Origin of the sequence: Burkholderia sp. CpTa8-5, from assembly GCF_017815045.1 — a bacterium.
In the GTDB taxonomy this organism is placed as follows: domain Bacteria; phylum Pseudomonadota; class Gammaproteobacteria; order Burkholderiales; family Burkholderiaceae; genus Burkholderia; species Burkholderia sola.
Genome location: NZ_JAGIQD010000029.1, coordinates 1 through 25,857 on the forward strand (window position 1 = coordinate 1; position 25,857 = coordinate 25,857).

Consider the following 25,857-nt stretch of genomic DNA (forward strand, 5'->3'; position numbering starts at 1 on the left):
GCGGCAGCGGCCGCCGCGATGTGCGGCTGCGCGAACGAATGCAACCTTCACCAGCATGCGCACGCGAGCGCATGGGCCAGCACGTTGCCGACGTCGGATGCGAAGGGCTTCTGGGGCGCGTTCGGGTGTTCGTGCTGGGCGATCTGATATCGCGTGCATACCGCTTTCAACTCCCCGGCATGGGTCCGCGCGCTGCCGCTCGCGGTGCGCGTGTTTCTCGCCTGTCGTCCGGGCCGCCCGGATGAGCGGCCTGCATCCCGCTGAATCAGAATCCGCGCGCGGCGCCACGCCGCGCGCGTCAACATCACGGAGAAAACCAATGAGTTCATTCAACCTGCGCAACCTGCTGCGCATGACCGCCGCGTCGTCGGCCGTGCTCGCCGCGCTGCTGGCCGGCGCGCCGGCATTCGCCGACGAAACCCACCTCGACGACATCGCGTCGCCGGCCGCCGCCGCGCGCTCCCCCGCGATCGCGGTCGGCCCGCAGTACGACACGACCCACGTGTGCGTCGCGCCGGAAGACTTCGATCGCTTCACCGACAGCTTCGTCGCGACGTTCGGCGGCAAGAAGTCGAAGCAGGGCGTGTTCCAGGTCACGCCGACGCCGAGCCAGACGATGTCGCAGCTCGTGCTGACGCCGGTCGGCACGATCTCGGTATTCGGTTTCAAGACGCCGATCCCGTATCCGTTCTGCGAGGAACGCACCGGCTATCTCGTCACCGACATGGACGTCGCGGTGAAGTCGGCGCGTGCGCATGGTGCGGACATCGTCGTGACGACGTTCCCCGACCCGATCGGCCGCGACGCGATCGTCCGGTGGCCGGGCGGCGTGAACATGCAGCTGTACTGGCACACGCAGGCGCCGAACTACGACCCGCTGCAGACGGTGCCGGAGAACCGCGTGTACGTATCGCCGGAAAGCGCGAGCAAGCTCGCGCGCAACTTCGCTGCGTTCTCGCACGGCAAGATCGTGTCCGACGTACGCCATGCGCCGGGCATCGAGATCGGCCGGCCGAACGATACGTACCGCCGCATTCGCATCGAGTCGGGCTTCGGCAAGATGACCGTGCTCGCGACCGACGGCCACCTGCCTTACCCGTTCGGGCGGGAAATGACGGGCTACGAAGTCGCCGATCTCGCCGCGACGCTGAAGCAGGCCGAAGCCGCGGGCGTGACCGTGCTGGTGCCGCCGTTCAAGTCGGACGGTCGCGACGCGGCGCTCGTGCAGTTCCCGGGCGGCTACGTCGCCGAAATCCACGCGCGGTCGAAATGACGGTGCGCCGGCCGATGAAGCGATCGTGGCGCGGCGCGCTGCCGTGCGTCGTGCTGGCGGGCGGCGCCGCGTTGCACGCGGGATCGGCCGTCGGCGCCGATGCCGATGTGGCGGCGGCCGGCGCGGCCGCGTCGCCGGCCGCCGCCGCCGCGGCGTGCACCGCGAAGCGCCCGACGGTGTCGTTCAACCGCTGGCAGGAAGACTGGTCGGTGCTCGCGAATCCGTGCGTGCCGCGCAAGCCGTTCGACGCGCTGAAATACATACGGCTCGGCGACGATCCGTCGACCTACCTGTCGCTCGGCGCGAACCTGCGCGAGCGCTTCGAACTGAACAACGCGCCGCTGTTCGGCCTCGGCGCCGCGCACGACGACAACTACGTGATCCAGCGCGCGAACGTGCATGCCGATCTGCGCTATCGCGGGCACTTCCAGGCGTTCGTGCAGTTCGTCGATGCGCGGCCGTTCGGCAAGGACACGGTCGGCCCGGTCGACAAGGATCAGCTCGATATCGAGCAGGCGTTCGTCGCGTACGTCGATCAACTGGGGCCCGGCACGTTCAAGACGCGGATCGGCCGGCAGGAGATGGCGTTCGACTTGCAGCGTTTCGTGTCGGTGCGCGACGGCCCGAACGTGCGGCAGGCGTACGACGGACTGTGGACCGATTACGAAATCGGCAAATGGCGCTTGATCGGCTATGTGACGCGCCCGGTGCAGTATCGCAATGCGGCCGTGTTCGACGACGTGTCGAACCGGCACCTGCGATTCGACGGCGTGCGCGTCGAGCGCACCGCAACGGGGCCCGGCGATCTGTCCGCGTACTGGTCGCGCTATACGCGCGACAACGCGCGCTATCCGGATGCATCCGGCACCGAGCGGCGCGACGTGTTCGACATGCGCTACGCGGGCAAGACCGACGGGTTCGACTGGGACGTCGAGGCGATGCTGCAGACCGGCCACGTCGGGCAGGATACGGTCGGCGCGTGGGCGTTCGGCGCGCTGGGCGGCTACACGTTCGCGAAGACGGCCGGCACGCCGCGCGTCGGCATCCAGGTCGACGGCGCGTCGGGCGACGCGCATCCGGGCGACCGGCGCGTCGGCACGTTCAACCCGATGTTTCCGAACGGCTATTACTTCACGCTCGCCGGCTACACCGGATACAGCAACCTGATCCACGTGAAGCCGTCGCTGACGTTCAAGCCGGCCAGCTCGGTGACGGTGCTCACCGCCGTCGGCTTCCAGTGGCGGCAGACGACCGCCGACGCGATCTACGGTCAGGGGATGTCGGCGGTGCCGGGCACGGCCGGCAAGGGCAGTGCGTGGACGGGGATGTACGCGCAGGCGCGCGTCGACTGGCTCGTGAACGCGAACGTCGCGCTCGCGCTCGAGGCCGTGCACTTCCAGCTTGGCTCGTCGATTCGCGCGCTCGGTGCGCGCAATGCCGACTATCTCGGGATGGAAGCGAAGTTCGGCTGGTGACGCGTCGTGTCGCTCCGCGCCGCACGTGTCAGCGCTGCGCGCGGGCGAGCGATTCGACGAAATCGATGAACGCGGTCACGCGCTTCGAGCCGCGCTGGTTCGGCAGGTACAGCGCGGTGATCACCGCGCGCGCCGAGCCCGGCGTCACGTCGTACTGATCGAACAGCCGCTGCAGGCGGCCCGCTTCGATATCCGCGTCGACGAGCCAGTCGGGCAGCAGCGCGATACCGGCGCCGTCGAGCGCGGCCTCGCGCAGCACCTCGCTGTGATTCGATTTCAGCCGGCCGGTGACGACGACCTGCGTCGTGCGTTGCGCGCCGGCGAACGTCCACGTCTGCTGGTCGACGCCGAAATGAAAGCGCAGGCACGCGTGATCGACCAGTTCGCCCGGCGTCGCGGGCGTGCCGTGCGCGTCGAGGTACGCGCGGCTCGCGACCACGTAGCGCCGGAACGTGCCGAGCGGCCGCGCGACGACTTCCGCGGTCGGGGCCGCGTCGCCGAGCCGGATCGCGACGTCGATCCGCGCGGACACGAGATCGACGCGTTCGTCGGTCAGTTGCAGGTCGAGGTCGAGCTTCGGATGGCGCGCGACGAACGCGGCGACGTGCGGCGCGATGCGTCGCAGCCCGTACGCGACCGGGACCGACACGCGCAGCGGCCCGGACGGCGCGTCGCCGCGGTCGGCCACCAGCGCGTCGGCATCGGCGAGTTCGCCGAGCACGCGTTTCGCTCGCGCATAGTAGACGGCGCCCGCGTCGGACAGCGTGACCTGCCGCGTCGTGCGGTTCAGCAGCACGGTGCCGAGCGATGCCTCGAGCGCGTCCACTGCGCGCACGACGGACGAAGCGGCGAGATCGAGCCGGCGCCCCGCGCTCGAGAAGCCGCCGGCTTCCGCTACTTCGACGAATGCGCGCAGCGCGGAGAATTTGTCCATGGGGTTGCTAGGGCCTGTTCACGCTAATAACGGGCTTGCGCTGGCCCCCGGAAGGGCCGAGCGCAAGGATTGCGACGAAGCGAATACTCGACGTATTCGCGAGGAGCATGACGCGGCGATCGGCCCTTCCGGGGGCAGCCCCACGAATGCATTTTTCCAAACAGGGGAACGCGCCTTTCCGCCCACATTGCGGCGTCGTGCGTCGCTTGTTTGGCACGGCCAAACGGCGCTCCTTACTCCTTGCACTGCGGGCGGAAAGGCACGTTCGCAAGCCCGTTATTAGCGTGAACAGGCCCTTGTGCGGGTCGTAACGTCGCGTAGCATGCGGTTCGCATTCTAGCGCCGGCCGGTGCGGCGGCCGCGCGCGCGTGCCGCGTCTTCAGGACAATTCAGGCGACGCTCAGGATTTTCGCCACGACGCCCGATAAGCTGCGCGACATTGCGTGTTGCACGGGTCGGTCCGTTCGTGACCGGGCGCGCGCACGGTTCGTCGCGGAGATCGCATGAAGACCCTGTTCCGGCACGCGTGCGTTGCGCATGCAGCCCGTTTGCTGATCGTGGCCGGGTGCGCGGGCCTGTCGGCGCCTGCGGCGTTCGCGCAGGCCGGCGCGCAGCCCGACGCCCACGCCAATGCGCAAACCGAAACGCAATCCGCAGCGCCAGCCCCTGGCGCGGGCCAGCAGCCTCCCGGCTTCTACCGGCAGAAGATCGGCGATTTCACGGTGATCGCGCTGTCCGACGGCACTCATCCGTTTCCGGTCGACACGGTGTTTCGCGACATCTCGAAGCACGAGATCCGGCGCGACCTCGACCGCGCGTTCCTGGAGCCGCCCGTGCAGGGATCGATCAACGCGTTCCTGGTCGATACCGGATCGAAGCGGATCCTCGTCGATGCGGGCGCCGGCACGCTGTACGGCGACTGCTGCGGCAAGCTGATCGACGACCTGCGCGCGGCCGGCTACGCGCCCGCGCAGATCGACGAAGTGCTGCTCACGCACCTGCACAAGGACCATGTCGGCGGGATTGCGTCGAATGGCGCGATGACGTTTCCGAATGCCGTCGTGCGCGTGAACGCCGTCGAGGCCGCGTACTGGCTCGATCCCGCCAACAAGGCGCAGGCGCCGGCGTTCCTCGCGTCGTTTTTCGACGCGGCCGCCGCGGCGGTCGCCCCTTACGTCGCGGCCGGCCGCTTCAAGACGTTTCGCGGCGAAGCGACGCTCGCGCCCGGCATTCGCGCGGTGCCGATGCCCGGCCATACGCCGGGGCATACGGCTTATCTGATCGAGAGCGGGAACGCGGGCCTGCTCGCGTGGGGCGATATCGTGCACGTGGCGGCGATCCAGTTGCGCGACGTCGACGCGACGGTCCAGTACGACAGCGATGCCGGCGCCGCCCGCCGTACGCGGCGGGACACGCTGAAGCGCGTCGCCGATCGACGCTATCTCGTCGGCGCCGCGCATATCGCGTTTCCGGGGCTTGGCCACCTGCGCCGCGAGGGTGCGCAATACGACTGGGTGCCGGTCAACTACGACGCGACGCCGGTGCGGTGACGGCCCGGCGTCCTTCGTCATCGCACACGAAGTGCCGTCACACCGCTTCTCCGACGGGCCGGCTACAGCGGAGAGGCCACCTCCGTGGCGGCATGCGCATGCTGCGGCATTCTGGAGGACGACGCGCCACGATGCGAATCGCTCAGGCGCGTTGCGTGTCCCGGTCCGGCGTCGACGCAAGCCACGACCGTCCGGTTCTGGATCGCGAGTCCGAGATACCGCGACGACACATCCAGCAGACATCCAGCAAAATCGACCATCATTTCGTCGTTCCCCCTGCATTCGTATCAGCAAAATCTTCATCAAGCTGCGCACGGCGTGAGCGTCGCCTGCGTCGCCGCCATCCGGGCCATGTTCGGTACAGCCGCCATTGCGCCGATCTCGTCGCGCTGCTCGCCGAAGGCGTCGAGCAAATACTCGGTCAATTTGCGCACCCGCGCGGGGAGATTGCGTCTGGACCGGTAAACGAGACAGGCTTCCAGTGGCGCCACCTGCCACGCATCGAGCACACGCACGAGTTCGCCGCGATTGAGCGCCGCTCGTGCGAGCGGGTCGGGCAGGATGGCTAGCCCCTCCCCGTCGACGGCCGCCGCGAGAAGCGCATGAGGGCAATTCGTGCGCAGCGCCGCGCGCGCGGCAAGCGTCACACTGTCCCCGGATGCTGCATGGCTGACCGTCCACACCGAATGCTGTGCGCCCGTCGCGAGGCAAGCTTCGGCAGGCACATCGAGCGGGTGAGCGAGATCGTTGGTCCGTTCGAGCCACGCAGGACTCGCATAGAGCCCGAGCGGCACGGCCGCGAGCGATCGCGCGATGCACGACGACGGTGCCGAACGACCGACGACGATCGCGAGGTCGGCAAGATCGCCGAGCGTGTCGGCCAGGTGATCGACGCGCCGCACGTCGACCCGTACTTTCGGCCAGGCGCGCATGAAGCGGACCAGGACGGAAGTGAGGCGGGCGGTATCGAAGATTGCCGGCACCTCGATGCGGACGTTACCCGCGCAATCGCCGGCTTCGTCGCTGCCGGTACGCGCGAGGTCTTCATAGGAGGACAGGACGCCCGTGACGCGCTCGAGCACCGCATGGCCCGCCGTGGTCAACGCGACGCGGCGCGTGGTCCGGTTGAAGAGCTGCACGCCGAGCATCGTTTCGAGATCCTGCACCGCGCGGCTGACCGACGGTACGCCAAGATTGGTGGCGTCCGCTGCCCGCGTGAAACTGCCGTGGTCCGCCACTGCCTTGAATACCTCCAGTGCTTTCAGACGCTCCATATCGACCTCCGATCATTGATTGGCTTGCATGGAGCCATATTGGCGGGCAGACGCGCATCGGGCCAGTTACGACTTGTTAAGCGTTGCTAAGTCGGCGCCCGAATCCGTGCCAATCGTCGTCGGCTGCAACAAAGCGGTTCTTTTTAAGATCTTTTAAGGGCGCGTACTGAGCTTTTGAGTAATGATTGGCTGTTTTTGCGTCAGTGTGCGCGCCCAGCGCACCGTATTGGTCGACACGGCCGACCCTCAACCCGCGCGACGACGCTCTCGATGACCGCTCCTTACAGCCTCGCGTTCGGCCCTTTTACGCTGCAATTCCCGCAACGAATCCTGCTCAAGGACGGGACGCCGCTGAAAATCGGCAGCCGCGCGCTCGACATTCTCGTCGTACTCGTCGAGCAGGCGGGCGCGCTGGTCTCGACGCGCAATCTGTGCGACAGCGTCTGGGTGGACAACGTCGTCGAGGAAGGCGCGCTGCGCGTGCATCTGTCGGCGTTGCGCAAGGTGCTCGGTGACGGACCGGACGGCGCGCGTTACATCGTCAACGAACCCGGACGCGGCTATCGTTTCGCGGCGCCCGTTACCCGTGCCGACGCAGTGGACCCTGCCGCACCACGGCCCCATACGCACGCCGCCCAGCCTTCCAACGGGTCCGAAAGCGGTTCACGCGGTCTGCCGGTCACGCTCGCTCGCGTGATAGGCCGCGAGGACGTCATCGCAGGTCTGACCGACCACTTGCCCGAGCGACGCTTGCTCACCATCGCCGGCCCGGGAGGCATGGGCAAGACGACGGTAGCCGTGGCCATCGCGCATCGCTTCGCCCAGCGCACCGGCATGCGCGCCGTGTTCGTCAATTTCGCGCCGGTTTCCGCGGCCGCGAGCGCGGCCAGTACGATCGCCTCGGCGCTCGGCGTGGCCGTCTCCAGCGGCGATCCGGTACCCGATCTCATCCAGGCGCTCGGGGCGTCGCCGGTGCTGCTGGTGCTGGACAACTGCGAGCATCTGATCGATGCCGTTGCCGTGCTCGCCGAGCAACTGCTGCAAGGCGCGTCGGGCGTGCATCTGCTGGTCACGAGCCGCGAGCCGCTGCGCGCGGAAGGCGAATCCGTCCATCGCCTCGCCGCGTTGCCGTCGCCCGAAACGGTCGCAGGCGTGAGCCTCCACGATGCCGTGCAGTTCCCGGCGATCGCGCTGTTTCAAGACCGTGCGCGCGCCGCCAATGACCGGTTCGCGTTGAGCGACGCGAATCTGGCCCCCGTGATCGATATTTGCCGACGGCTCGACGGCATCCCGCTCGCGATCGAGTTTGCGGCGGCGCGCGTCGGCCTGATGGACGTGCATTCGATTGCAGCGCGGCTCGACGACCGTTTCGCGCTGCTCACGCAGGGCCGCCGCACGGCGCTTCCGCGCCAGCAGACGCTGCGCGCGACGCTCGACTGGAGCTATGAATTGCTCCGGCCGGAGGAGCGCCAGGTGCTGCGCCGCCTCTCGGTCATGCGGGCCGCGTTCGGCATGGATGCCGCGGCGGCTGTCGCGGCCGGTGGCGACGTCGATGAACTCGCCGCCTTCGACGCCGTCACCGGCCTGATCGCCAAGTCGCTGATCGCCTGCGCGATCGACGATCCGGACCATCCGTATCGACTGCTCGACACGACGCGCCATTACGCATATATGCGACTTGAAGAGGCGGACGAACTCGACGACGCGCGCCGCCGCCATGCGCTGTACTGCTGCGCGATCTTTGCCGACCCCGTGGCGGCGTGGGAAGGCAAGGCGCCGCGCCAGTGGCTTGCGATTCACAGCCAGCGAATCGACGACGTGCGAGCCGCGTTCGATTGGGCGGCCGCGCAGGATCGCGAGCCGCAGCTCGCGATCGACCTGCTGATCGCGACGGCGCCGCTGTGGTTTCATCTTTCGCTCCCTCACGAGTTCCTCCGGATGGCCGAGCGCGCGATCGCCGCGGCGGAAAACTCGGATCTGGCGGGCAAGGCGCAGCATATCGAGCTGCTCGCCGCGTACGGTCACGCGCTGTGGCACACGCGTGGGCCGACGGCGGCGATGGCGAACGCATTCGACGCCGCACAGGCCGCCGCGCAGCGCCTTGGCGACGACCGGCTCGCATTGCGCATGCTGTGGGGCGTGTGGGCGCATCGCACGCTCGCGGGCGCGTACACGGAAAGCCTCGAACATGCGCGTGCGTTTCGCGCTGCCGCCGCACGGACGGGTGATTTTTCGACGACGCAAACCGCCGACCGGATGTGTGCGCTGTCACATCACTTCCTCGGGGACCACGATATCGCGCGCGCGTTGATCGAAGCGGTGATGGCGCGCGACAAGGATCCGGTGCGCGCGACGCACGCAAATCACGCGCAGGTCGACGCGCATATCGCTGCGATTTCCATTCTGATGCGCATTCTGTGGCTGCAGGGCGAGACCGACGCGGCGATGGCGCTCGCGCGCGACTGCGCGACGGAGGCGCTCGCGATCGATCACGATCTGACCGTCTGTTATGGGCTCGCGATCGGCTCGATCGCCGTCGCGACATGGGAAGGCGAAGTGGCGCTCGCGCGCGAATGGACCGCGCGGCTTCGCGAGCGCACGCGCCGGCGCGGTCTCGCGTATTGGGACAAATGGGGCGAGGGCTTCGAGGCCATTCACGAAGGCAGACCTGTCACGCCGGCGGGCGCCACCCCGATGCAACTCGAAGCGTTCGCGCGCGCCGGCGACGCAGCGAGCGCACACGCATTGATCGAAGCGGGACGGGCGGACACGCCGTCGTGGTTGCAGGGGCATTTGCAGGAGGCCGCGGCAACGCGCGGTGTGCGGACCTGAAGCGACGGCAAATCGGCTCGAAGCGCGCGTCGGTAGCCTGAACGCCTTGCTGGACATGGGCTTAACGGCTCTTAGCAACGCTTAACTGTGGCTCGTGCGGGAATCCGATGAAAATTTGATCTGTCGACGGCCAACGGCGCCGGATCGACAAGCAAGCTCACTCATCGGAAACTGCGCCATGAACGATTTCACGTCTGCCCGTCTGCCCGAAGACGCCGCACCGGGCCTGATCAGATCCGCGGACTCGTATCCGGTTCTCGATGCGGAAACGCAATCGTTCGTCGACCATGCCGCCGAGGCAGGGGTTCCGGCAGAGCGTTTGCGCGAATGGGCAAACGGCGATGCGACGGACGCGATACACGCCGAAGAAATCGCGCTGACAGCGGGTGCTGCGGATCCGGGCTTCACGATACGGATCGTGCGGCCGCCGCAGGCGGCGCCCACTCCGCTGCCCGCCGTGCTCTTCCTGCCGGACGGCGCGAGTTTCGCGGGTGGCCAAAGCGACAACCGGCTGGCGCGCAGGATCGCCACCGACGCCGAGGCGGCCGTCGTACTGGTCGATTACACGTCCGCGCCCGCTGCGTGCTTTCAGACCCAAAACGAGCAGGCATTCGCCGCGCTCGTTCATCTGCAGGAGCACGCACGTGCATTGAATCTCGACGGAGGCGCCCTCATCGTCGCGGGCGAAGGCACGGGCGGTCATCTCGTCGCCACCCTCGCGCTGCTCGTCAAGGCGCGCCGCGGCCCCCGTATCGCGCTTCAGATCATGCTGTGTCCGACGCTTTCCGCAAGCACGGCGGGCGCGTCGGCAGCGAGATATGCGGGCGGTCCGAGCTTGACCACACCGACCACGGGCATGCGTGCACGGACGCGCTTTCCGTTGGACAACCTCGGCGAAACAATCGCAATGCCGCTAAACGCGAGTTACACGGATCTCGAAGACCTGCCGCCCGCGCTGATCGTCACGGCCGAAAACGATGTCGCACGTGACGACGGCGAAGCCTACGCCCGCAAGCTGATGCTCGCCGGGGTGCGCGTCAGCGCGGTTCGCTGCCTCGGCACGATTCACGATTTCACGGTGCTCGATGGCCTTGCCGACACGCCGCCCACCGAGGCGGCATTGCGATTGGCATGCGGCACGATCCGCGCGACGCTACGCGGACACTGAATATGGGACAGATCGATATGTCAGTCGAGTGCATTGACGAGCGCCGCAGCTCAACCTTCCCCTCTCCTCAGGAAATCGAGCAGCAACGCGTGTCCATCATAACGATTAAGTTGCCCTCGGTTGGGGGACGTCCTCTAATTCAGGCGTGACCGACTCGCCTCGGTATTCGGTGGCGTCTGCAATAACTCGGGCGGTGCACTCGTGCAACGTGGTCCTGCATACACGCAAATGTCGGTCTATGTCGCCAAACCCGCGTTGAAGCAGCATTACATGGACCTGGATCCGTGCAATTGCTTCAATCCCGGCATGGGGCATACATCCAGATTCGCGAACTACCGGGAAGGCGGATCGATGGGAGCAGCGCCGGGCCTATATGCTTCAGCGCGACCGTGCGCGCCGCCACGCGCCGGGCGGATGGCCGACGATCCGCGCGAACACGCGGTTCAGATGGCTCTGGTCGGCGAAGCCGCACGCGACCGCGATGTCGGCCAGCGTCATGTCGGACGTCTCGATCAGCTCGCGTGCGCGCGTCACGCGCTGTTCGAGCAGCCACTGGTGCGGCGTGCGGCCGGTCGTGCGCGAGAACGCGCGGATGAAATAGCCGCGCGACAGGTCGCATTCGTTCGCCACTTCCTCGATCGATACGCCGAGGTCAGCCTTTTCCATCAACAGCTCCTGGGCGCGCGCCACCTTCGCGGCAGACAGCACGCCCTTGCGCTCGAGCTCGCGCGTGCGCGCGTTGCCGTAGCGGCGCAGCAGATGCGTGCCCATCGCGAGCCCGATCTGTTCGATGAACAGCGCGTTCAGCGGGCCGCCCGCGTCGAGGCTGTCGGCCACCGCGTGCGCGAGATGGCCGAGCACCGGGTCGCGTACGTCGGGACGGCACGTGAGGCCGCCGATCGATTGGCCGCTGTGCTCCGGGCCGACGTGTTCGAGATACGCATGCGGCAGCTCGACCAGCACGAAGTCGAAGTTGCCGTACAGATCCGCGTGGAAATGGCGCGAGAAGTCGCGAATGTAGATCGAGTGATGCTGGAACCGGCGCTCGCTCGCGCCGGCGCGCCCATAGAGCGTGCGGCGGTGGCCGCCGCTCAGCGACACGCCGACCAGGAAGCCGCGGTCGCACGGCGGCATCTCGATGCGTTCGACGTGCGCCTCGCGCATGCATTTGCGGTGCAGCCTCAGGCCGCCGGATGCCGTCTCGACATCCTTTGCCAGCAGGCTCGACACGCAGCCGAGCGTGTCTTTGGGCCGCCGCGGAGGCGATGCCACCGGCGCGGCGATGACGGAGTCTGACATGGAATTCCCCAGCGAGGGACTCGGAACATGAAATGACGAGTCCAGTTTAGATGCGCACGCGAACGTTCAAAATGAATTTGCATAAACGTCCGCTCGCCATCCTGACAAATTGCTTTCAATGCGTGGGCGCGGCGAGTGCGCCACCCGGCTCAACGCCTGCGCGAGCGGCCCGGCAGAGTATAGCGCCCCACTTTTACACGCAAGTGATCGTGCCGGTCGCGCCCGCCCGAAATGCGCGGGCAGAGCGCATTTTCCTTCAAGATTTTCGATGGCCATCCGTCTACACTCGGTCCGGAATTCGACATTTTCCGTCCGGTGCAACGGCGCGCCGGACGCGGACTTCCTGCCGGGTGAACTGCCGCGTTCATCGGGCAGCCATCCCGAGGGAACCGGAGGCGGCCATGATCCAGATCGGAACTTTGTCTGTGGATTTCGAGCAACGCGACATTCGTCAGCACGGCGCGTCGCTGCGCATCGGCGCGCGCGCGCTCGACATTCTCGAAGTCCTGCACCGTGCAAGCGGTTCGGTCGTGTCGAAGGACGACATCATGGACGCCGTCTGGCCGGGCCTGATCGTCGAGGAAAACCGGCTTCAGGTGCATGTGGCGACGCTGCGCAAGGCGCTCGGCGCGAGCCGCGATCTGATCAAGACGGTGCCCGGGCGCGGCTACCTGCTGGTGGCGAGCGCGTCGTCCGGCCCGGACCTCGTACCCGTGGTCGACGCGCCGGCCGTCGCGGCGGCGCCGGCCGTCGTCGCCTCGCCCGATACGCCCGATGTACCCGATGCGCCCGCGTCGTCGCTGCTCGCGCCGCTCGTCGGGCGCGACGCCGAACTCGCGCAGATCGTCGACATGCTCGAACGCACGCCGGTCGTCACGCTCGTCGGCGCGGGCGGCATCGGCAAGACGAGTCTGGCCGTGCGCGTCGCGCACGGCGTGCGCAGCCGCTCGCGCGAGCGCGTGCTGTTCGTCGAACTGGCGCGCGCGTCGACGCGCGACGACATGCTGATCGCGCTCGCCGCCGAGCTCGGCCTCGACACGCCCGGCGTGCCCGCCATCGACCGCATCGGCGACGCGTTCGCGACGTCGCGCTGCCTGCTCGTGCTCGACAACGCGGAGCACATCGTCGATCTGGTGGCGAGCCTCGTCGAAACGCTGACGTCGAGCGCCGGCTCGCTGCGCGTGCTCGTGACGAGCCGCGAGCCGCTGCACATCTCGGCCGAGGCGGTGCTGCGCATGAGCCCGCTCGCGGTGCCGGACGGCAACGCGTCCGCCGACGAAATCGTCCGCTGCTCGGCCGTCGAGCTGTTCCTCGAACGCGTGCGCGCGGCCGCGCCGGATTGCACGGTCGACGAAGCCGGCGTGCGGCTGATCGGCGACATCTGCCGGCGCCTCGACGGGCTGCCGCTCGCGATCGAACTGGCCGCGGCGCGCGTGGCGACGCTCGGGCTCGCGGTCGTCGCGTCGCGTCTCGACGACCGGCTGAACCTGCTGACGGGCGGGCTGCGCTCGGCGCTGCCGCGTCATCAGACGCTGCGCGCGACGTTCGACTGGAGCTACGTGCTGCTCGATCGGCCCGCGCGCGCGCTGTTTCGCCGGATGGGGTGCTTCATCGGGCCGTTTTCGTTCGATGCCGCGTACGCGGTCGCCACCGAGCCCGGCACGTCGGCCGCGGACATGATCGCGGTGCTCGGCGAACTGGTGGCGAAATCGCTGGTGACCGTCGAGTTTCATGGTGCGTATGCGCGCTACCGGCTGACCGAATCGACGCGCGCGTACGCGCTCGAAAAGCTGCACAACGAAGGCGAGTTCGAGCGCATCGTCGCGCGCCATGCGGCGTACGAGCGCGAGCGCGCGCCCGTGCGGCTCGTCGCGCCCGTGACGCCCGTCACGCCCGCCGACGTGCCGCCTGCCGATGCGCGCGCGCTGGCCGTGGACGAACCGATGGACGAACCGATGGACGAAGCGGTAGACGAACCGGCGGACGCCGCCGAGGCCGCAGCCGTGCCCGAGCCCGACCGGCTGGCGCGCGCGCTGCTGGAGCCGTCGCGAATGCGCGCGTGCACGGCGCGCGCGAGAGAGGTGCTCGACGAACTCGACACGGGCGCGGCAGACCCGGTCGACGCCGCGCGCGAGATGCGGCTGCGGGCGGCCTGCGCGTCGGCGCTGCTGCATACGGACGGCGACGCGCTGGCCGCCGCCGCGATGTGGGACCGCACGCTCGGTCTCGCCGCGCACATCGGCGACGATGCGTTCGACGCGCGCGCGCTGGTCGGGTTGTGGAACACGATGCTGACGCTGTCGGACATTCACGAATCGCTGCGCTACGCGACGCGCTTCGAGCGCGCGGCCGAGCGGCGCGGCGACCGGTCGCAGCGGCTGCTGGCGAACACGATGGTCGCGACGTCGCTGCATTACTTCGGCGAGCATGCGCAGGCGCGCGAGCGGCTGGAAGCGGCGACGGCCGAGCTCGCCGACGTGGGCGAATCGCCGTGCGCGCAGGCCGCGCTGGGCGTCGACATGGCGACGCTGGGCCGCACGATGCTGATCCGTCTGCTGTGGATGCAAGGCGAGCCGGAGCACGCGATGCGCGTCGCCGCGCAAGCGGTCGAGCATGCGCGCCGCGGCCCGTCGCCGCTCGCGTTGTGCATCGTGCTCGGCGCGGCCGCCGTGCCGATCGCGCTGCGCTACGGCGATCACGACATCAGCTCCGACTATCTCGCGACGCTGCGCGCGACCGCCGACGCGCACGGTTTCGACATCTGGCGCAGTCACGCCGAATGCCTGACCGGTCAGTTCGACGTCCAGGCCGGCCATCCCGGCGCCGGGCTCGCGCGCCTCGAACCGGCGCTGCGGCGCGTCGAGGCGAGCGGCTTCCGGCGCGTGCTCGCGCCGTTGACCGTCGCGTACGCGGAGGGCCTCGTGCGGACCGGCCGCGCGGATGAAGCGTGCACCCGGCTCGATGCGACGCTCGCGCGCTGCCGCGCGCACGGCGAGCACCTGTTCGTCCCCGAACTGCTGCGCGTGCGAGGCGTCGCGATGCTCGAGCAGGCGCGCACCGTCGGCGCGGATCTCGCCGTCGCGTACGAGGCGGACGGACATCGTCATCTGCAGATGGCGATCCAGACCGCGAGCGCGCAGGGCGCCGCGATGTGGGCGCTGCGCGGTTCGCTCGATCTCGCCGATCACCTGATCGAGCGCGGCCACACCGCGCAGGCGTCGGCGCTCGTCGCCGGAGTCGCGCGGCACTTCGATCCGCATTCGCGCGCCCACGACGTGCGCCGCTTGCTGCGCGTGCAGAACTTCGTCCGTCCGGATGCGCCGCCCGCGCCGTGCCTGACGCATGCACGACGCGATGCCGCCGACGCGGCGCAGCAGGCGGCATGACGATGCGCGAATCCGGTACGGCAGTGCGGCCGCGCGATCGCAGCATGCGTGCCGACGCGCGCGCCGCGGGAAGCCGCGCGTGTCGTGCGGCGTCGCGCGCGGGCGCGCACGGGAGACTCGACGGTGCTTAGAGCGACGGAACCCGCGCGTTCGGCGGACCTCGTCGTGTTCAACGGCAAGATCGCGACCCAGGACGAACAGCGCTCGTTCGTCCGCGCGCTCGCCGTGAAGGACGGGACCATCGTCGCGACCGGCGACGATCGCGACGTGCTGCGCCATGCGCACGACGACACGACCCGAATCGATCTGAACGGCCGTACCGTGATTCCGGGCCTGATCGACGCGCACCTGCAGGCGATCCGCGGCGGCATGAACTTCAACCTCGAGGTGCGCTGGGACGGCGTACCGTCGCTCGCCGACGCGCTCGAGCTGCTCGGCCGTCAGGTCCGCCGCACGCCCGCGCCGCACTGGGCGCGCGTGGCGGGCGGCTGGACCGCGCTGCAGTTCGTGGAAAAGCGCGGCCCGACGGCGGCCGAGCTCAACGCGATCGCACCCGACACGCCGGTGTTCATCCAGCATCTGGCCGACAGCGCGTGGCTGAATGCGGCCGCGCTGCGCGCGCTCGGCTACGGGCGCGACACGCCCGATCCGCCCGGCGGCGAGTTGCGGCGCGACCGCCATGGGCGGCCGACCGGGCTGCTGCTCGCGCGCCCGGACCCGGCGGTGCTCGGCGCGGCGCTCGCCCGCGCGCCGATGCTCGATGCGGACGACCGCGTCAACTCGACGCGGCAGTTCATGCGCGCGCTGAACCGCGTCGGCGTGACGAGCGCGATCGACGCCGGCGGCGACGGTCTCGCGTATCCGGACGACTATGCGGCGGTCGCGACGCTCGCGCGGCGCGGCGAATTGACGACGCGCATCGCGTATGCGCTGGGCGCGCGGCACGCGGGCCGCGAGCTCGACGACTTCGCGACATGGATCGCGCTGACGGCACCCGACCGCGGCGACGCATTCCTGCGCACGAGCGGCGCGGGCGAGCGGCTGCTGTGCTCGGCCGTCGATCTCGGGAATTTTCTCGAACCGCGCGTCGACCTGCCCGCGTCGGTCGACGCGGAGCTGGCGGCGATCGTCCGGCTGCTGGTGCGTCACCGCTGGCCGTTCCGGCTGCATGCGACCTACGACGAATCGATCGGCCGCTTCCTCGACGTATTCGAAGCGATCGATCGCGACACGCCGTTCGACGGGCTGCGCTGGAGCTTCGACCGCTGCGAGACGATTTCGGATGCCAATATCGCGCGCGTCGCGGCGCTCGGCGGCGGCATCACCGTGCAGCCGCGCATGGCGTTCCAGGGCGAAGCGTTCATCGCGCGCCATGGGGCGGCGGCGGCCACGCGCGCGCCGCCGATCCGCGCGATGCTCGCGGCCGGGCTGCCGGTCGGCGCCGGTTCGGGCGCGACGGGCGCGGCGAGCTACAACCCGTTCGTCGCACTGTACTGGATGGTGTCGGGGCGCAGCGTGGGCGGCACCGCGCTGTATCCGGCGCGCAACCGGCTCGGCCGGATGGAGGCGCTGCGCCGCTACACGGTCGGCAGCGCGTGGTTCTCCGCGGACGAGCATCGCAAGGGCGCGCTGGTGCCCGGCCGATACGCCGACTTCGCGGTGCTGAGCGACGACTATTTCACGGTCGACGCGCGGCGTATCCCGACGTTGTCGTCGGTGCTGACGGTCGTCGACGGCAAGGTCGTGCACGCGGAGCAGGAATTCTCGCCGCTGGCGCCGCCGCCGCCGCCCGTCAGCCCCGTATGGTCGCCGGTCGCCGCAGGCGGCGTCGCCGATGCGGCGGGCGCCGGCGGCCGCGACGCGCCGCACGCGTCGGCGGCGGGCGACGCATGCGCGGCGCCCGGCATCGATGCGTGCCGCGCGCGCGGTCACGGACGCCGCTTCGCGCGGTCGCGCTATCCGACCGCAAGCGCGGCCGCCGAACGCTGCGAAGCCTTCGGCCGCTGCTGCGTCGCGTTTTGAGCGGCGCGTGCCGGTGCGCGACGCACGCCGCCGTGCATTGAACGATTTTCCGCCCCGTGCGCGGGGCATGAAGGAGACAGGATGAATGCTGCGCACCCGCGCGCATCGGCCACCGGCGACGAAGTGGCCGGCGTTCGCATTCCGCGCACGCCCGTTGCGGTCGAGGCAGCCGACGCGGCCCGCGCGTCGTTGCCCGCCGCGCTCGTCGATCACGCGGCGCGCGTGTTCGTGTTCGCGTCGCTCGCCGCGCGGCGGGCGGGCGACGCGTGCGATGCCGATGCACTGTATGTCGCCGCGATGTACGCCAACATGGGGCTGAGCCCGGCGTACGGCCGTTCGACCGAACGCTACGAGCTCGACGGCGCGGATGCCGCGCACGCGTTGCTGCTGCGGCATCGCCGGTCGCGGCGCATGCGCGACGACGTGTGGCACGCGATCGCGCTGCATACGACGCCGGGCGTGGCCGTCCGCGCGTCGCCGCTCGCGCGCGCATTGGCGCGCGCGGTGTCGACGGACCTGATGGCGACCGACTTCGACGCGTACATGGCCCACGAGCGCGACGCGCTCCTTGCCGCGTATCCGCGCGCGGGCGATTTCCCCGAAGCGTTTCTCGACCTGGTCGCGCGCGGCGTCGCGCACCGGCCGCAGTCGACCTTCGGCACGTGGAGCGCCGACGTGCTCGAACGCGCGGATCCGGATTTTCATCGGCCGAATTTCTGCGGCCGCGTGCTGGGCGCGCGGTGGAACGACATGTGACGGCCCCGGTCGAGCGTGCGGCAGCCGCACGCTCGACCGGCTGCGGCGCGCGGCCGCGCGCGGGATGCCGCACGTGGCGCGCCGCATGTGCGGGTCACGCGTGCGACGGCGCCGCATCGTACCGCGCATAGTCGACGTAGCCGGCGCGGTCGCCGCCGTACCAGCCGGCGGCCTTCGGCTCCGCGAGCGGTGCGCGGGCCGCGATGCGCTCGACGAGATCCGGGTTCGCGATATACGCGCGCGCAAACGCGACGAGATCGGCGTCGCCCGCGTCGATCAGCGCGTTCGCCGCGTCCGGCGAAATGCCGCCGTTGACGATCAGCGTGCCGTGGAACGACCGGCGCGCGTGCTCGACGATGCGCGGCAGATCGGGCTCGCCGCTCCAGCCGTTGGTGTCGGCCGCGTGCAGGTACGCGACGCCCGCCGCGTCGAGCATCCGGCCGACGTACGCGAGCGTCGCGTCCGGATCGGCGTCGCGCACGTTGTTGTATTTCGCGTACGGCGAGATGCGCACGCCGACGCGGTTCAGCGGCATCACGCCGCCGACCGCGTCGACGATTTCCTCGAGAAAGCGCGCGCGGTTCGCGACCGAACCGCCGTAGCGATCGTCGCGGCGGTTCAGCGTCGACGACAGGAACTGGTGCGGCAGATAGCCGTTGGCCGCATGGATCTCGACGCCGTCGAAGCCCGCGGCCATCGCGTGCGCGGCGGCCTGCCGGAATTCGTCGACGGCCGCGACGACTTCATCGGTCGTCATCGCGCGCGATGGTGTCGCATGAATCTTCGTGTAGTAGCCGTTCTGCAACTGCGCCCACACCTGCAACTGTTCGAGGTCGTCGTTCACGCCGGACGGCGACAGCGGCGCGGCGCCGCCGAGCAGCGTCAGCGAACTGACGCGGCCGCCGTGCCACAGCTGCGCGAAGATGCGTCCGCCGTTCGCATGGACGGCGTCGGTGACGGTTTTCCACGCGGCGGCTTGCGCATCGTCGACGAGACCGGGCGTCAGCTCGAATGCGGCGGACGCCGGGCTGACGTTGGTGGCCTCGGTCACGATCAGGCCGGCCGACGCGCGCTGCGCGTAGTACTCGGCCATCAGTTCGGTGGGCAGGCCGCGCGACGGCGAGCGCGAGCGCGTCATCGGCCCCATCACGACGCGGTTCGGCAGCGCGAGGCCGTGCAGATCGTAGGCACTGAGCAGGGAAGACATGATGGACTCCTGTGGTTCGACGGGGAGCGGGGCGGCTTTGCGCCCCGCGAACGGATCGATTCGATGGGTGACGATGGATCAACCCGCGGCGTGACGTTGCGCGTGCGGCCGCCCGACGAGCAGGTAGTGGCCGAGCGCGACGATCGGGAACGCGCCGGCCACCGCGGCGACGAGCGGCCAGCCGCCGTGTTCGTACAGCGGGCTCGCGAGCGCGGAGCCGATGGCGCCGCCGACGAAGATGCTCGTCATGTACAGCGCATTGAGCCGGTTGCGGCTCGCCGCATGCAGCGCGTAGATCTCGCGCTGGCCGAGCACCATGTTCATCTGCACCGCGAAGTCGAGCACGATGCCGGTGACGACGAGCCCGTACAGGCCGGCGCCGTGCACGACCCCGACCGCATACGCGAGCGCGCCGGCAACCAGCGCGATCAGCGTCGCGCGCACCGTATGGCCGGCATCCGCGAGGCGTCCGGCCACCGGCGCCGACGTCGCGCCGATCGCGCCGACCAGCGCGAACAGGCCGATCGCCGATTGCGACAACCCGTAGTGACGCGTCAGCTCGACGGGCACGGCGGTCCAGAACAGGCTGAACGACGCGAACATCAGGCCCTGGTAGAACGCGCGGTGACGCAGCACCGGCATCGTGCGAACGAGGTGCAGCAGCGAGCCGATCAGTTCGAAATAGGTTGCGCGATGATCGGGCTGGCGCGACGGAATCGTCAGCGCGAGCACGGCCGTGACGAGCGTCATCAGCACGGCCGCGGCCGCGAACACGAAGCGCCAGCCGAACGCGTCGGCGACGACGCTCGACAGCGGCCGCGCGAGCAGGATGCCGAGCAGCAGCCCGCTCATGATCGTGCCGACGACGCGGCCGCGCGAATGGTCGGGCGCGAGGTGCGCGGCGAGCGGCACGAGGATCTGCACGGCCACCGAGCTGAACCCGATCAGCAGCGAAATCGCGAGGAAGAGCCCGGGCGTGCGCACGAACGCGGCCGCCGCGAGGCTCGCGATCGACACGATGGCCGTCACGATCATCAGCTTGCGGTTTTCGAGCAGGTCGCCGAGCGGCACGATGAAGAACAGCCCGAGCGCGTAGCCGATCTGCGTCAGCGACACGATCAGGCTCGCCGTGTTGCCGGACATGTGCAGGCTCGGCGCGATGAGCTCGGTGATCGGCTGTGCGTAATACAGGTTCGCGACGATCGCGCCGCAGCTGAACGCGAACAGCAGGATCAGCCCCTGCGTGAGTTTGACGCCGTGCGCGGGCGGCGCGAGCGGTGTTGAATCCGTTGACATGATCGACTCCTGGAAAAGGGAAAGGCCGGACACCGAAGCGTCGCGCCGGCATCGGGTTCGCTCGGCCGCGCTACGGTGCACCGCATTGCCGTCCATACTATTGATCAATCGATAAAACCGGAAGCGAGACGCCGCGCAATCGAGCGTTGCGCGGCACGCAAAAGTGCCGCGCCCGGTGGGGTCAGCCGCGTTTGCCCTGCAGCGTCGGAATCTGCTCGAACAGGCCCGCGAGCCAGTCGACGAACACCTTCAGCTTGACCGGGATGTGGCGATTGGGCGGATACAGCACCGAAATCGGCCTGGCCGGCGCGTTGAAATCGGTCAGCACCTCGCGAAGCCGGCCCGATTTCAGGTAAGGCTCGACGAGGTACAGCGATGTCTTGATCAGGCCGATGCCGGCGACGCCGCACTCGATGTAGTTGTCCGCGTCGTTGACGGCCACCGTGCCGCACATCTGCACGATGCGCGGCTCGCCGTCGACGACGTAATCCCACGGGCGCGGTCGCCCGGTGTCGGCCGAGATGTGACTGACCGCCACGTGCTGCGCGAGATCGTCGACGGTCTCCGGCTCGCCGCACCGCGCGAAATACGCGGGCGAGCCGCACGTGCAGGTGGTCAGGCTGCCGATCCGCCGCGCGATCATCCCCGAATCGTCGAGCGCGCCGATGCGCACCACGCAGTCGACCCCTTCGCCGACGAGGTCGATCTGCCGGTCGGTCACGCCGAGTTCGATCATGATGTCCGGATGGGCGTCGAGAAACGCCGGCAGCGCGGGCACGACGACCTGCTTCGCCATCGCGGGCGGCAGGTTCACTTTCAGCCGGCCGCGCGGCACGTTGCGGGCCTGCGACACCGACGCCTCCATGTCGTCGATCTCGCGCAGCACCGCGACGGCGCGTTCGTAATACGCCTGGCCGTCCTCGGTCAGCGAGATGCGGCGCGTGGTGCGGTTCAGCAATCGGCAGCCGAGATGCTGCTCGAGTGCGCTCAGCAGCGCGGACACGCGCGGCGTGGTGAGGCCGGTCGTGTCGGATGCGCGCGTGAAGCTGCCGGTTTCGACGATGCGCGTGAACACGCGCATCGAAAGCAAGGTATCCATCGTCGGAAGTTCTCCCGCCTGTCGGCATGCGGCGCCGGTGCGTGCCGGCGCCATCTTGTCGTGTATCGGATAGGGCGTGTCGCGCAGCGAATGCGACCGACCGCTACGCGTCGATGCGCTTTCTCAGCGCGTCGCCGGCAAACGGCATTTCGCGCAGGCGCTGGCCGGTCGCGTCGAAGATCGCGTTGGCCAGCGCGCCGGCGGTCGGCCCCATCGACGCCTCGGCCGCGCCGAGAAACGGCGCGCCGGGGCGATTGACCAGATGGACCTTCACGTTCTGCGGCGCGGCCGAGAAGCGCAGGATCGGGTAGCTGCTCCAGTCGAAGCTGCGAATCCGTTCCGTGTCGTACTTCAGCGCCTCGTACAGCGTCCAGCTCGCGGCCTGCACGATGCCGCCCTCGATCTGGTTGCGGATGCCGTCCGGCGACACGATCTGGCCCGCGTCGACGGCGGCTTCCGCGTGTTCGAGCGTCACCTGGCCGGTTTCCGGCACGACCGACACCTCGACCGCGATCGCGACGTAGGCCATCAGGTTCTTGTACTTGCCGAACGCGAAGCCGACGCCGCGGTTGCGCGCGCGCGGCGGCCGCGGCCAGCCGAAGTGCTTCGCGGCGAGCTGGATCACCTGCCGCGCGCGATGGTCTTCCATGTGGCGCAGCCGGAATTCGACCGGATCGACGCCGGCCGCGTGCGCGAGCTCGTCCATGAAGCTTTCGATCGCCCAGACGTTCGTGTGCGCGCCGAGCGAACGCATCGCGGACGTCTGCAGCGGCATCGTCGGCGAGAAGTGGTTGACGATGTGCTGGTTCGGCAGCGCGTACAGCGGGATCGCGTTGCGGTCGCCGCCGCCCTCCGGTTGCAGCATCGGCGTCGACGGCGCGGGCACGAACGGCGGCTCGAGCATGCGCGCGGGCAGCAGCCGGCCCGCGTTGACGATCCGCTCGTTGTGCGAGCTGCTCCACAGCGCATAGTTCCAGTCGACGATGCGGCCGCTCGCGTCGAGCGATGCGCTGACCTCGGTCACCATCGCGGGCGTGAAGTGATCCCAGGTGTGTTCCTGTTCGCGCATCCATTGCACGCGAATCGGCTTGCCCGGCATCGCGGCGGCGATCAGCGCCGCATGTGCGGCCACGTCGTCCGCCGCGTTGTGGCCGTAGCAGCCGGAGCCTTCGGTGTGAATGCAGCGAATGTTCGCCTTCGGCATCGACAGCATCTCCGCGAGCGCGTCGCGCAGCGGATAGACGCCCTGCGAGTGGGTCCACACCGTCATCATCCCGTTCTCGAGATGCGCGACCGAGCACGACGGCCCGATCGACCCGTGCAACAGGTAGTTCTTCAGGAACGTCGCGTTCAGCGTCTTCGCGGCCGGCGCGGTGGCCGCGTGCGTGTTCGCGATCTCGATGCGCTGCGTCGAGATCCGCTTCAGGTCCGCGTGCACGGTGCTGCGCTCGGGCAGCTTGCGGCCCGGCGACCACTGGCAGCCGGCGGCGAGCGCGCGCTGCGCGACCACCGCCTGCCACTCGCCCTGCGCGACCACCGCGAGCATGCTGCCGTTGCGCACGATCCGTACGACGCCCGGCAGCTTCAGGATCGCGGCTTCGTCGAACGACAGCAGTTTCGCGTCGTACACCGGCGGCATCACGACGCGCGCGTGCAGCATGCCGGGCAGCTGCATGTCCTGCACGTAGCTGACGCCGCCCGTGACCTTGTTCGGGATGTCGACGCGCGGCAGCGACGTGCCGATCACCGCGAATGTCGCCGGGCTCTTCAGCGGCGACGTGGGCGTCGCGTTGCGGTGCAGGTCGACCGTGCGGATCGCGTCGCCGTAGGTCATCGTGCGGCCGTCGGGCGCCGTGATCACCGCATCGGCGGTCGTCAGCACGCGCGGATCGACGCCGAAGCGTTTCGCCGCGCCTTCGACCAGCAGCGCGCGCACCTGCGCGGTCGCGTTCAGCAGCGCGGAGCCGCTGTCGGCCATCGTATGGCTGCCGGCGGTCAAGCCTTCGTCCGGCGACGCGCCGGTGTCGGCGGTCAGGAACGTGATCAGCGACGGCTTCATGTCGAGTTCCTCGGCGGCCACCTGCAGCAGCGCGGTGCGCACGCCGGTGCCGAGCTCGACCTTGCCGGTGTACACGGTGACCTTGCCGTCGGGCGCGATCTTGACCCATGCATCGAGCAGCGGATTGGTCTTCAGGCTGCCGGCGAGCGCCTGCGTGGCCTTCGCCACGTGCACGGCCGCGCCTTCGTCGGCGATCACCAGCTGCGCGGCCGCGCGCGACGCGGGCGCGAGCGTGAACGCGACGAACAGCGCGCCGGAGACGATGAAGTGCCGGCGGCCTTCGTCGATGTCGTCGTGGGAATTCATCACAGCCCCTTGCTGATCGTGACGGGAGCGGAAGCCGGTTCGGGGGCCGGCAGCCCCGCGACCGAGCGCACCGCCGCGAGAATCCGCATGTGCGTGCCGCAGCGGCACAGGTTCGGTTCCATGTGCGTGCGCAGTTCCTGTTCGGTCGGCTTCGGATTGCGTTCGAGCAGCGCCTGCGCGCGCATGATCATCCCGGCGATGCAGTAGCCGCACTGCGCGGCCTGGTGCTCGATGAACGCGCGCTGCAGCGGGCCCGGATGCTCGGCGGTGCCGAGGCTCTCGATGGTGCGCACGCTGCGCGAACCGACCGCGGCCACCGGCATCAGGCACGAGAAGGTCGGCTTGCCGTCGACGATCACGGTGCAGGCGCCGCATTGGCCGAGGCCGCAGCCGAACTTCGCGCCGTGCAGGTGCAGGTCGTTGCGCAGCGCGTACAGCAGCGGCGTGGACGGATCGATGTCCAGCGTGTGCCGCACGCCGTTGACGGTGAGGGTAATCATCGTGCGGTGTCCTCTTTTCTGAGCTTCGCGGCCATCGCGTCGACGCCCGCCCACGCGGGACGATCGGTATAGGTCTCGCGCACGTACGCGGCGAGATCGGCGATCTGCGCGTCGTCGTACTGGTCGATGAACGACGGCATGTAGTTGAGCGTGTCCTCGCCGTGCCAGCCGATGCCGTTGAACATCATCTGGATCGCGTTGCGCGGCGTATCGGCGTTGACTGCCGTGCTGAACGCGAGCGTCGGCCGCTCGCCGATCGACTGCATCGGCGCGGCCGGCCCGTGGCACTGCGCGCACGATGCCTGGAACAGCGTCGCGCCGCGCTGCGCGGCCGGCGTCGTCGCGGTGTGTTCGCCCGCGGCCGTTGCCGCGGCCGCACGCGCGGTCGCCGGCTTCTGGATCGACAGGATGTACGCGGCGATCGCGTCGACGTCCTCCACCGGCACCGTCGCGAGGTCGCGCGTGACCGGCAGCATCGGCCCGGCCGCCGCGCCGTGCTCGCTCGCGCGGCCGGTGCGCAGGTAGGTGACGAGCTGCGCCTGTGTCCACGGGCGCGCGGCCTGGCCGAGCGCATTGAGCGGCGGCGCTTCCCAACCGTCGACGATGCCGCCGTCGAATGCACGGCCGCGCTGCTCGCCGCCGATCGCGTTCAGCGGCGAATGGCACGATGCGCAGTGGCCGAGCCCGTCGACGAGCATCCTGCCGCGGTTCCATTGCGCGGACTGCGCGGGGTCGGGTTGATACGCGCCTTCGCGCAGGAACAGCACGTTCCAGAACGCGACCAGCGGCCGGAAGTTCAGCGGAAAGATCAGGTCGTTGGCGGGCGCCGTCGCATGTACCGGTTCACGCGTCATCAGGTACGCGTATGCGGCGGCGATGTCGTCGTCCGACATCCGCGTGAAATGAATGTACGGAAACGCCGGGTAGAGCGGCTGGCCGTTGCGGCCGATGCCGGTGCGCAACGCACGGGCGAAGGCGTCGCGCGACCAGCGCCCGATCCCCGTTTCGGCGTCCGGCGTGATGTTGGTCGCGTAGATCGTGCCGAACGGCGTCGCGAGCGGCAAGCCGCCCGCGAACGGCTTGCCGTTCTTCGCGGTGTGGCACACGATGCAGTCGCCGAGCGCGACGACCCGCGCGCCGGCGCGCACCAGTTGCGGATCGAACGAAGCAGGGGCGGGCGGATCGATCGGCGCGATCGACGGCCGCACCATGATGCCGATCGCGACCGCGATGCCCGCGATCGCGATGCCGGCCGCGCCGAACCAGAGTCGTTTGTGCTTCATGTGCGCTCCGCGCGAAGCGGTGCGCCGCACGTCGTGCGCGGCGCGCCCGGGGCGTCGTGCGTCGGCTGGCCGGGCCGCGAACGCGTGGCTGCGCGGCGGTGATTGGCAACTGGATCCACGTTGTCACTCCATCAATCG

17 protein-coding genes and 1 pseudogene are annotated in these 25,857 nt (G+C 69.4%); 9 read left to right on the forward strand and 9 right to left on the reverse strand.

All coding sequences use genetic code 11. The features are described 5' to 3' along the window. Positions 1-319 precede the first annotated feature (319 nt). Both J8I35_RS29240 and J8I35_RS29245 read left to right on the forward strand, forming a co-directional pair. Positions 320-1,273, forward strand: coding sequence for a glyoxalase (locus J8I35_RS29240; protein ID WP_124557073.1), 954 nt, complete (start codon positions 320-322; stop codon positions 1,271-1,273). A 14-nt stretch (positions 1,274-1,287) separates the two neighbouring features. After that, entirely contained in the window at positions 1,288-2,748 is a 1,461-nt protein-coding gene (locus tag J8I35_RS29245; protein ID WP_050018289.1) for an alginate export family protein, read from the forward strand. Positions 2,749-2,776: 28 nt separating this feature from the next. Here J8I35_RS29245 and J8I35_RS29250 read toward each other — a convergent pair whose 3' ends face one another. Further along, positions 2,777-3,682 (reverse strand): LysR family transcriptional regulator, encoded by a 906-nt coding sequence (locus tag J8I35_RS29250; protein ID WP_050018288.1) that lies wholly within the window; start codon positions 3,680-3,682, stop codon positions 2,777-2,779. Positions 3,683-4,185: 503 nt separating this feature from the next. Between J8I35_RS29250 and J8I35_RS29255 the strand changes: the two genes are divergently transcribed. Continuing rightward, positions 4,186-5,232 carry an MBL fold metallo-hydrolase gene (locus tag J8I35_RS29255; protein ID WP_124557075.1) on the forward strand — a complete coding sequence of 349 codons (1,047 nt, stop codon included), beginning with the start codon at positions 4,186-4,188 and terminating at the stop codon, positions 5,230-5,232. A 302-nt stretch (positions 5,233-5,534) separates the two neighbouring features. On the opposite strand, the gene J8I35_RS29260 is transcribed toward J8I35_RS29255, so the two are convergent. Then, positions 5,535-6,506, reverse strand: a complete 972-nt coding sequence (locus J8I35_RS29260; protein ID WP_124557076.1) for a LysR family transcriptional regulator — start codon at positions 6,504-6,506, stop codon at positions 5,535-5,537. Between the two features lie 270 nt (positions 6,507-6,776). On the opposite strand from J8I35_RS29260, the gene J8I35_RS29265 reads away from it, so the two are divergent. The 3 genes and pseudogenes from J8I35_RS29265 to J8I35_RS34735 all read left to right on the forward strand — a co-directional run. After that, positions 6,777-9,338 carry a winged helix-turn-helix domain-containing protein gene (locus tag J8I35_RS29265; RefSeq protein WP_209928313.1) on the forward strand — a complete coding sequence of 854 codons (2,562 nt, stop codon included), beginning with the start codon at positions 6,777-6,779 and terminating at the stop codon, positions 9,336-9,338. Positions 9,339-9,516: 178 nt separating this feature from the next. After that, on the forward strand, positions 9,517-10,506 hold the full coding sequence (locus J8I35_RS29270) for an alpha/beta hydrolase fold domain-containing protein (RefSeq protein ID WP_245170478.1): 990 nt from the start codon (positions 9,517-9,519) through the stop codon (positions 10,504-10,506). A gap of 156 nt (positions 10,507-10,662) precedes the next feature. Next, a pseudogene (locus tag J8I35_RS34735) lies at positions 10,663-10,836 on the forward strand (hypothetical protein); the annotation flags it as partial. Positions 10,837-10,884: 48 nt separating this feature from the next. On the opposite strand, the gene J8I35_RS29280 reads toward J8I35_RS34735, so the two are convergent. Beyond that, entirely contained in the window at positions 10,885-11,805 is a 921-nt protein-coding gene (locus tag J8I35_RS29280) for an AraC family transcriptional regulator (protein ID WP_209928316.1), read from the reverse strand. Between the two features lie 401 nt (positions 11,806-12,206). Here J8I35_RS29280 and J8I35_RS29285 point away from each other — a divergent pair, with 401 nt between their 5' ends. The 3 genes from J8I35_RS29285 to J8I35_RS29295 all read left to right on the forward strand — a co-directional run bounded on the left by J8I35_RS29285 (position 12,207) and on the right by J8I35_RS29295 (position 17,969). Continuing rightward, complete coding sequence (locus J8I35_RS29285; protein ID WP_209928317.1) at positions 12,207-15,191, forward strand: winged helix-turn-helix domain-containing protein; 2,985 nt, start codon at positions 12,207-12,209, stop codon at positions 15,189-15,191. A 123-nt stretch (positions 15,192-15,314) separates the two neighbouring features. Then, a complete protein-coding gene (locus J8I35_RS29290; protein WP_050014175.1) occupies positions 15,315-17,213 on the forward strand; it encodes an amidohydrolase in 1,899 nt (632 codons plus the stop codon). An 81-nt stretch (positions 17,214-17,294) separates the two neighbouring features. Next, entirely contained in the window at positions 17,295-17,969 is a 675-nt protein-coding gene (locus J8I35_RS29295; protein ID WP_209928319.1) for a phosphohydrolase, read from the forward strand. 94 nt (positions 17,970-18,063) lie between these two features. On the opposite strand, the gene J8I35_RS29300 is transcribed toward J8I35_RS29295, so the two are convergent. From J8I35_RS29300 to J8I35_RS29325, 6 genes are all read right to left on the reverse strand, one after another. Further along, positions 18,064-19,176: an alkene reductase gene (locus J8I35_RS29300; RefSeq protein WP_209928320.1), complete on the reverse strand. Its 1,113-nt coding sequence runs from the start codon at positions 19,174-19,176 to the stop codon at positions 18,064-18,066. Between the two features lie 78 nt (positions 19,177-19,254). Then, complete coding sequence (locus J8I35_RS29305; protein WP_204384617.1) at positions 19,255-20,472, reverse strand: MFS transporter; 1,218 nt, start codon at positions 20,470-20,472, stop codon at positions 19,255-19,257. Positions 20,473-20,653: 181 nt separating this feature from the next. After that, positions 20,654-21,571 carry a LysR family transcriptional regulator gene (locus J8I35_RS29310; RefSeq protein ID WP_050014126.1) on the reverse strand — a complete coding sequence of 306 codons (918 nt, stop codon included), beginning with the start codon at positions 21,569-21,571 and terminating at the stop codon, positions 20,654-20,656. 103 nt (positions 21,572-21,674) lie between these two features. Continuing rightward, entirely contained in the window at positions 21,675-23,936 is a 2,262-nt protein-coding gene (locus tag J8I35_RS29315) for a molybdopterin cofactor-binding domain-containing protein (RefSeq protein ID WP_124557085.1), read from the reverse strand. Further along, the gene (locus tag J8I35_RS29320; RefSeq protein WP_050014128.1) at positions 23,936-24,436 is read right to left on the reverse strand and encodes a (2Fe-2S)-binding protein; all 501 of its coding nucleotides are present in this window, start codon (positions 24,434-24,436) and stop codon (positions 23,936-23,938) included. The genes J8I35_RS29315 and J8I35_RS29320 overlap by 1 nt, the downstream gene beginning before the upstream one ends. After that, positions 24,433-25,719: a cytochrome c gene (locus J8I35_RS29325; RefSeq protein ID WP_209928322.1), complete on the reverse strand. Its 1,287-nt coding sequence runs from the start codon at positions 25,717-25,719 to the stop codon at positions 24,433-24,435. The genes J8I35_RS29320 and J8I35_RS29325 overlap by 4 nt, the downstream gene beginning before the upstream one ends. Positions 25,720-25,857: the final 138 nt, after the last annotated feature.

Excerpts from the sequence above, each read along its gene's own strand:
- J8I35_RS29240 (WP_124557073.1), top strand. The coding sequence starts at position 320 with ATGAGTTCATTCAACCTGCGCAACCTGCTGCGCATGACCGCCGCGTCG.
- J8I35_RS29245 (WP_050018289.1), top strand. The coding sequence starts at position 1,288 with ATGAAGCGATCGTGGCGCGGCGCGCTGCCGTGCGTCGTGCTGGCGGGC.
- J8I35_RS29250 (WP_050018288.1), bottom strand. The coding sequence starts at position 3,682 with ATGGACAAATTCTCCGCGCTGCGCGCATTCGTCGAAGTAGCGGAAGCC.
- J8I35_RS29255 (WP_124557075.1), top strand. The coding sequence starts at position 4,186 with ATGAAGACCCTGTTCCGGCACGCGTGCGTTGCGCATGCAGCCCGTTTG.
- J8I35_RS29260 (WP_124557076.1), bottom strand. The coding sequence starts at position 6,506 with ATGGAGCGTCTGAAAGCACTGGAGGTATTCAAGGCAGTGGCGGACCAC.
- J8I35_RS29265 (WP_209928313.1), top strand. The coding sequence starts at position 6,777 with ATGACCGCTCCTTACAGCCTCGCGTTCGGCCCTTTTACGCTGCAATTC.
- J8I35_RS29270 (WP_245170478.1), top strand. The coding sequence starts at position 9,517 with ATGAACGATTTCACGTCTGCCCGTCTGCCCGAAGACGCCGCACCGGGC.
- J8I35_RS29280 (WP_209928316.1), bottom strand. The coding sequence starts at position 11,805 with ATGTCAGACTCCGTCATCGCCGCGCCGGTGGCATCGCCTCCGCGGCGG.
- J8I35_RS29285 (WP_209928317.1), top strand. The coding sequence starts at position 12,207 with ATGATCCAGATCGGAACTTTGTCTGTGGATTTCGAGCAACGCGACATT.
- J8I35_RS29295 (WP_209928319.1), top strand. The coding sequence starts at position 17,295 with ATGAATGCTGCGCACCCGCGCGCATCGGCCACCGGCGACGAAGTGGCC.
- J8I35_RS29300 (WP_209928320.1), bottom strand. The coding sequence starts at position 19,176 with ATGTCTTCCCTGCTCAGTGCCTACGATCTGCACGGCCTCGCGCTGCCG.
- J8I35_RS29305 (WP_204384617.1), bottom strand. The coding sequence starts at position 20,472 with ATGTCAACGGATTCAACACCGCTCGCGCCGCCCGCGCACGGCGTCAAA.
- J8I35_RS29310 (WP_050014126.1), bottom strand. The coding sequence starts at position 21,571 with ATGGATACCTTGCTTTCGATGCGCGTGTTCACGCGCATCGTCGAAACC.
- J8I35_RS29315 (WP_124557085.1), bottom strand. The coding sequence starts at position 23,936 with ATGAATTCCCACGACGACATCGACGAAGGCCGCCGGCACTTCATCGTC.
- J8I35_RS29320 (WP_050014128.1), bottom strand. The coding sequence starts at position 24,436 with ATGATTACCCTCACCGTCAACGGCGTGCGGCACACGCTGGACATCGAT.
- J8I35_RS29325 (WP_209928322.1), bottom strand. The coding sequence starts at position 25,719 with ATGAAGCACAAACGACTCTGGTTCGGCGCGGCCGGCATCGCGATCGCG.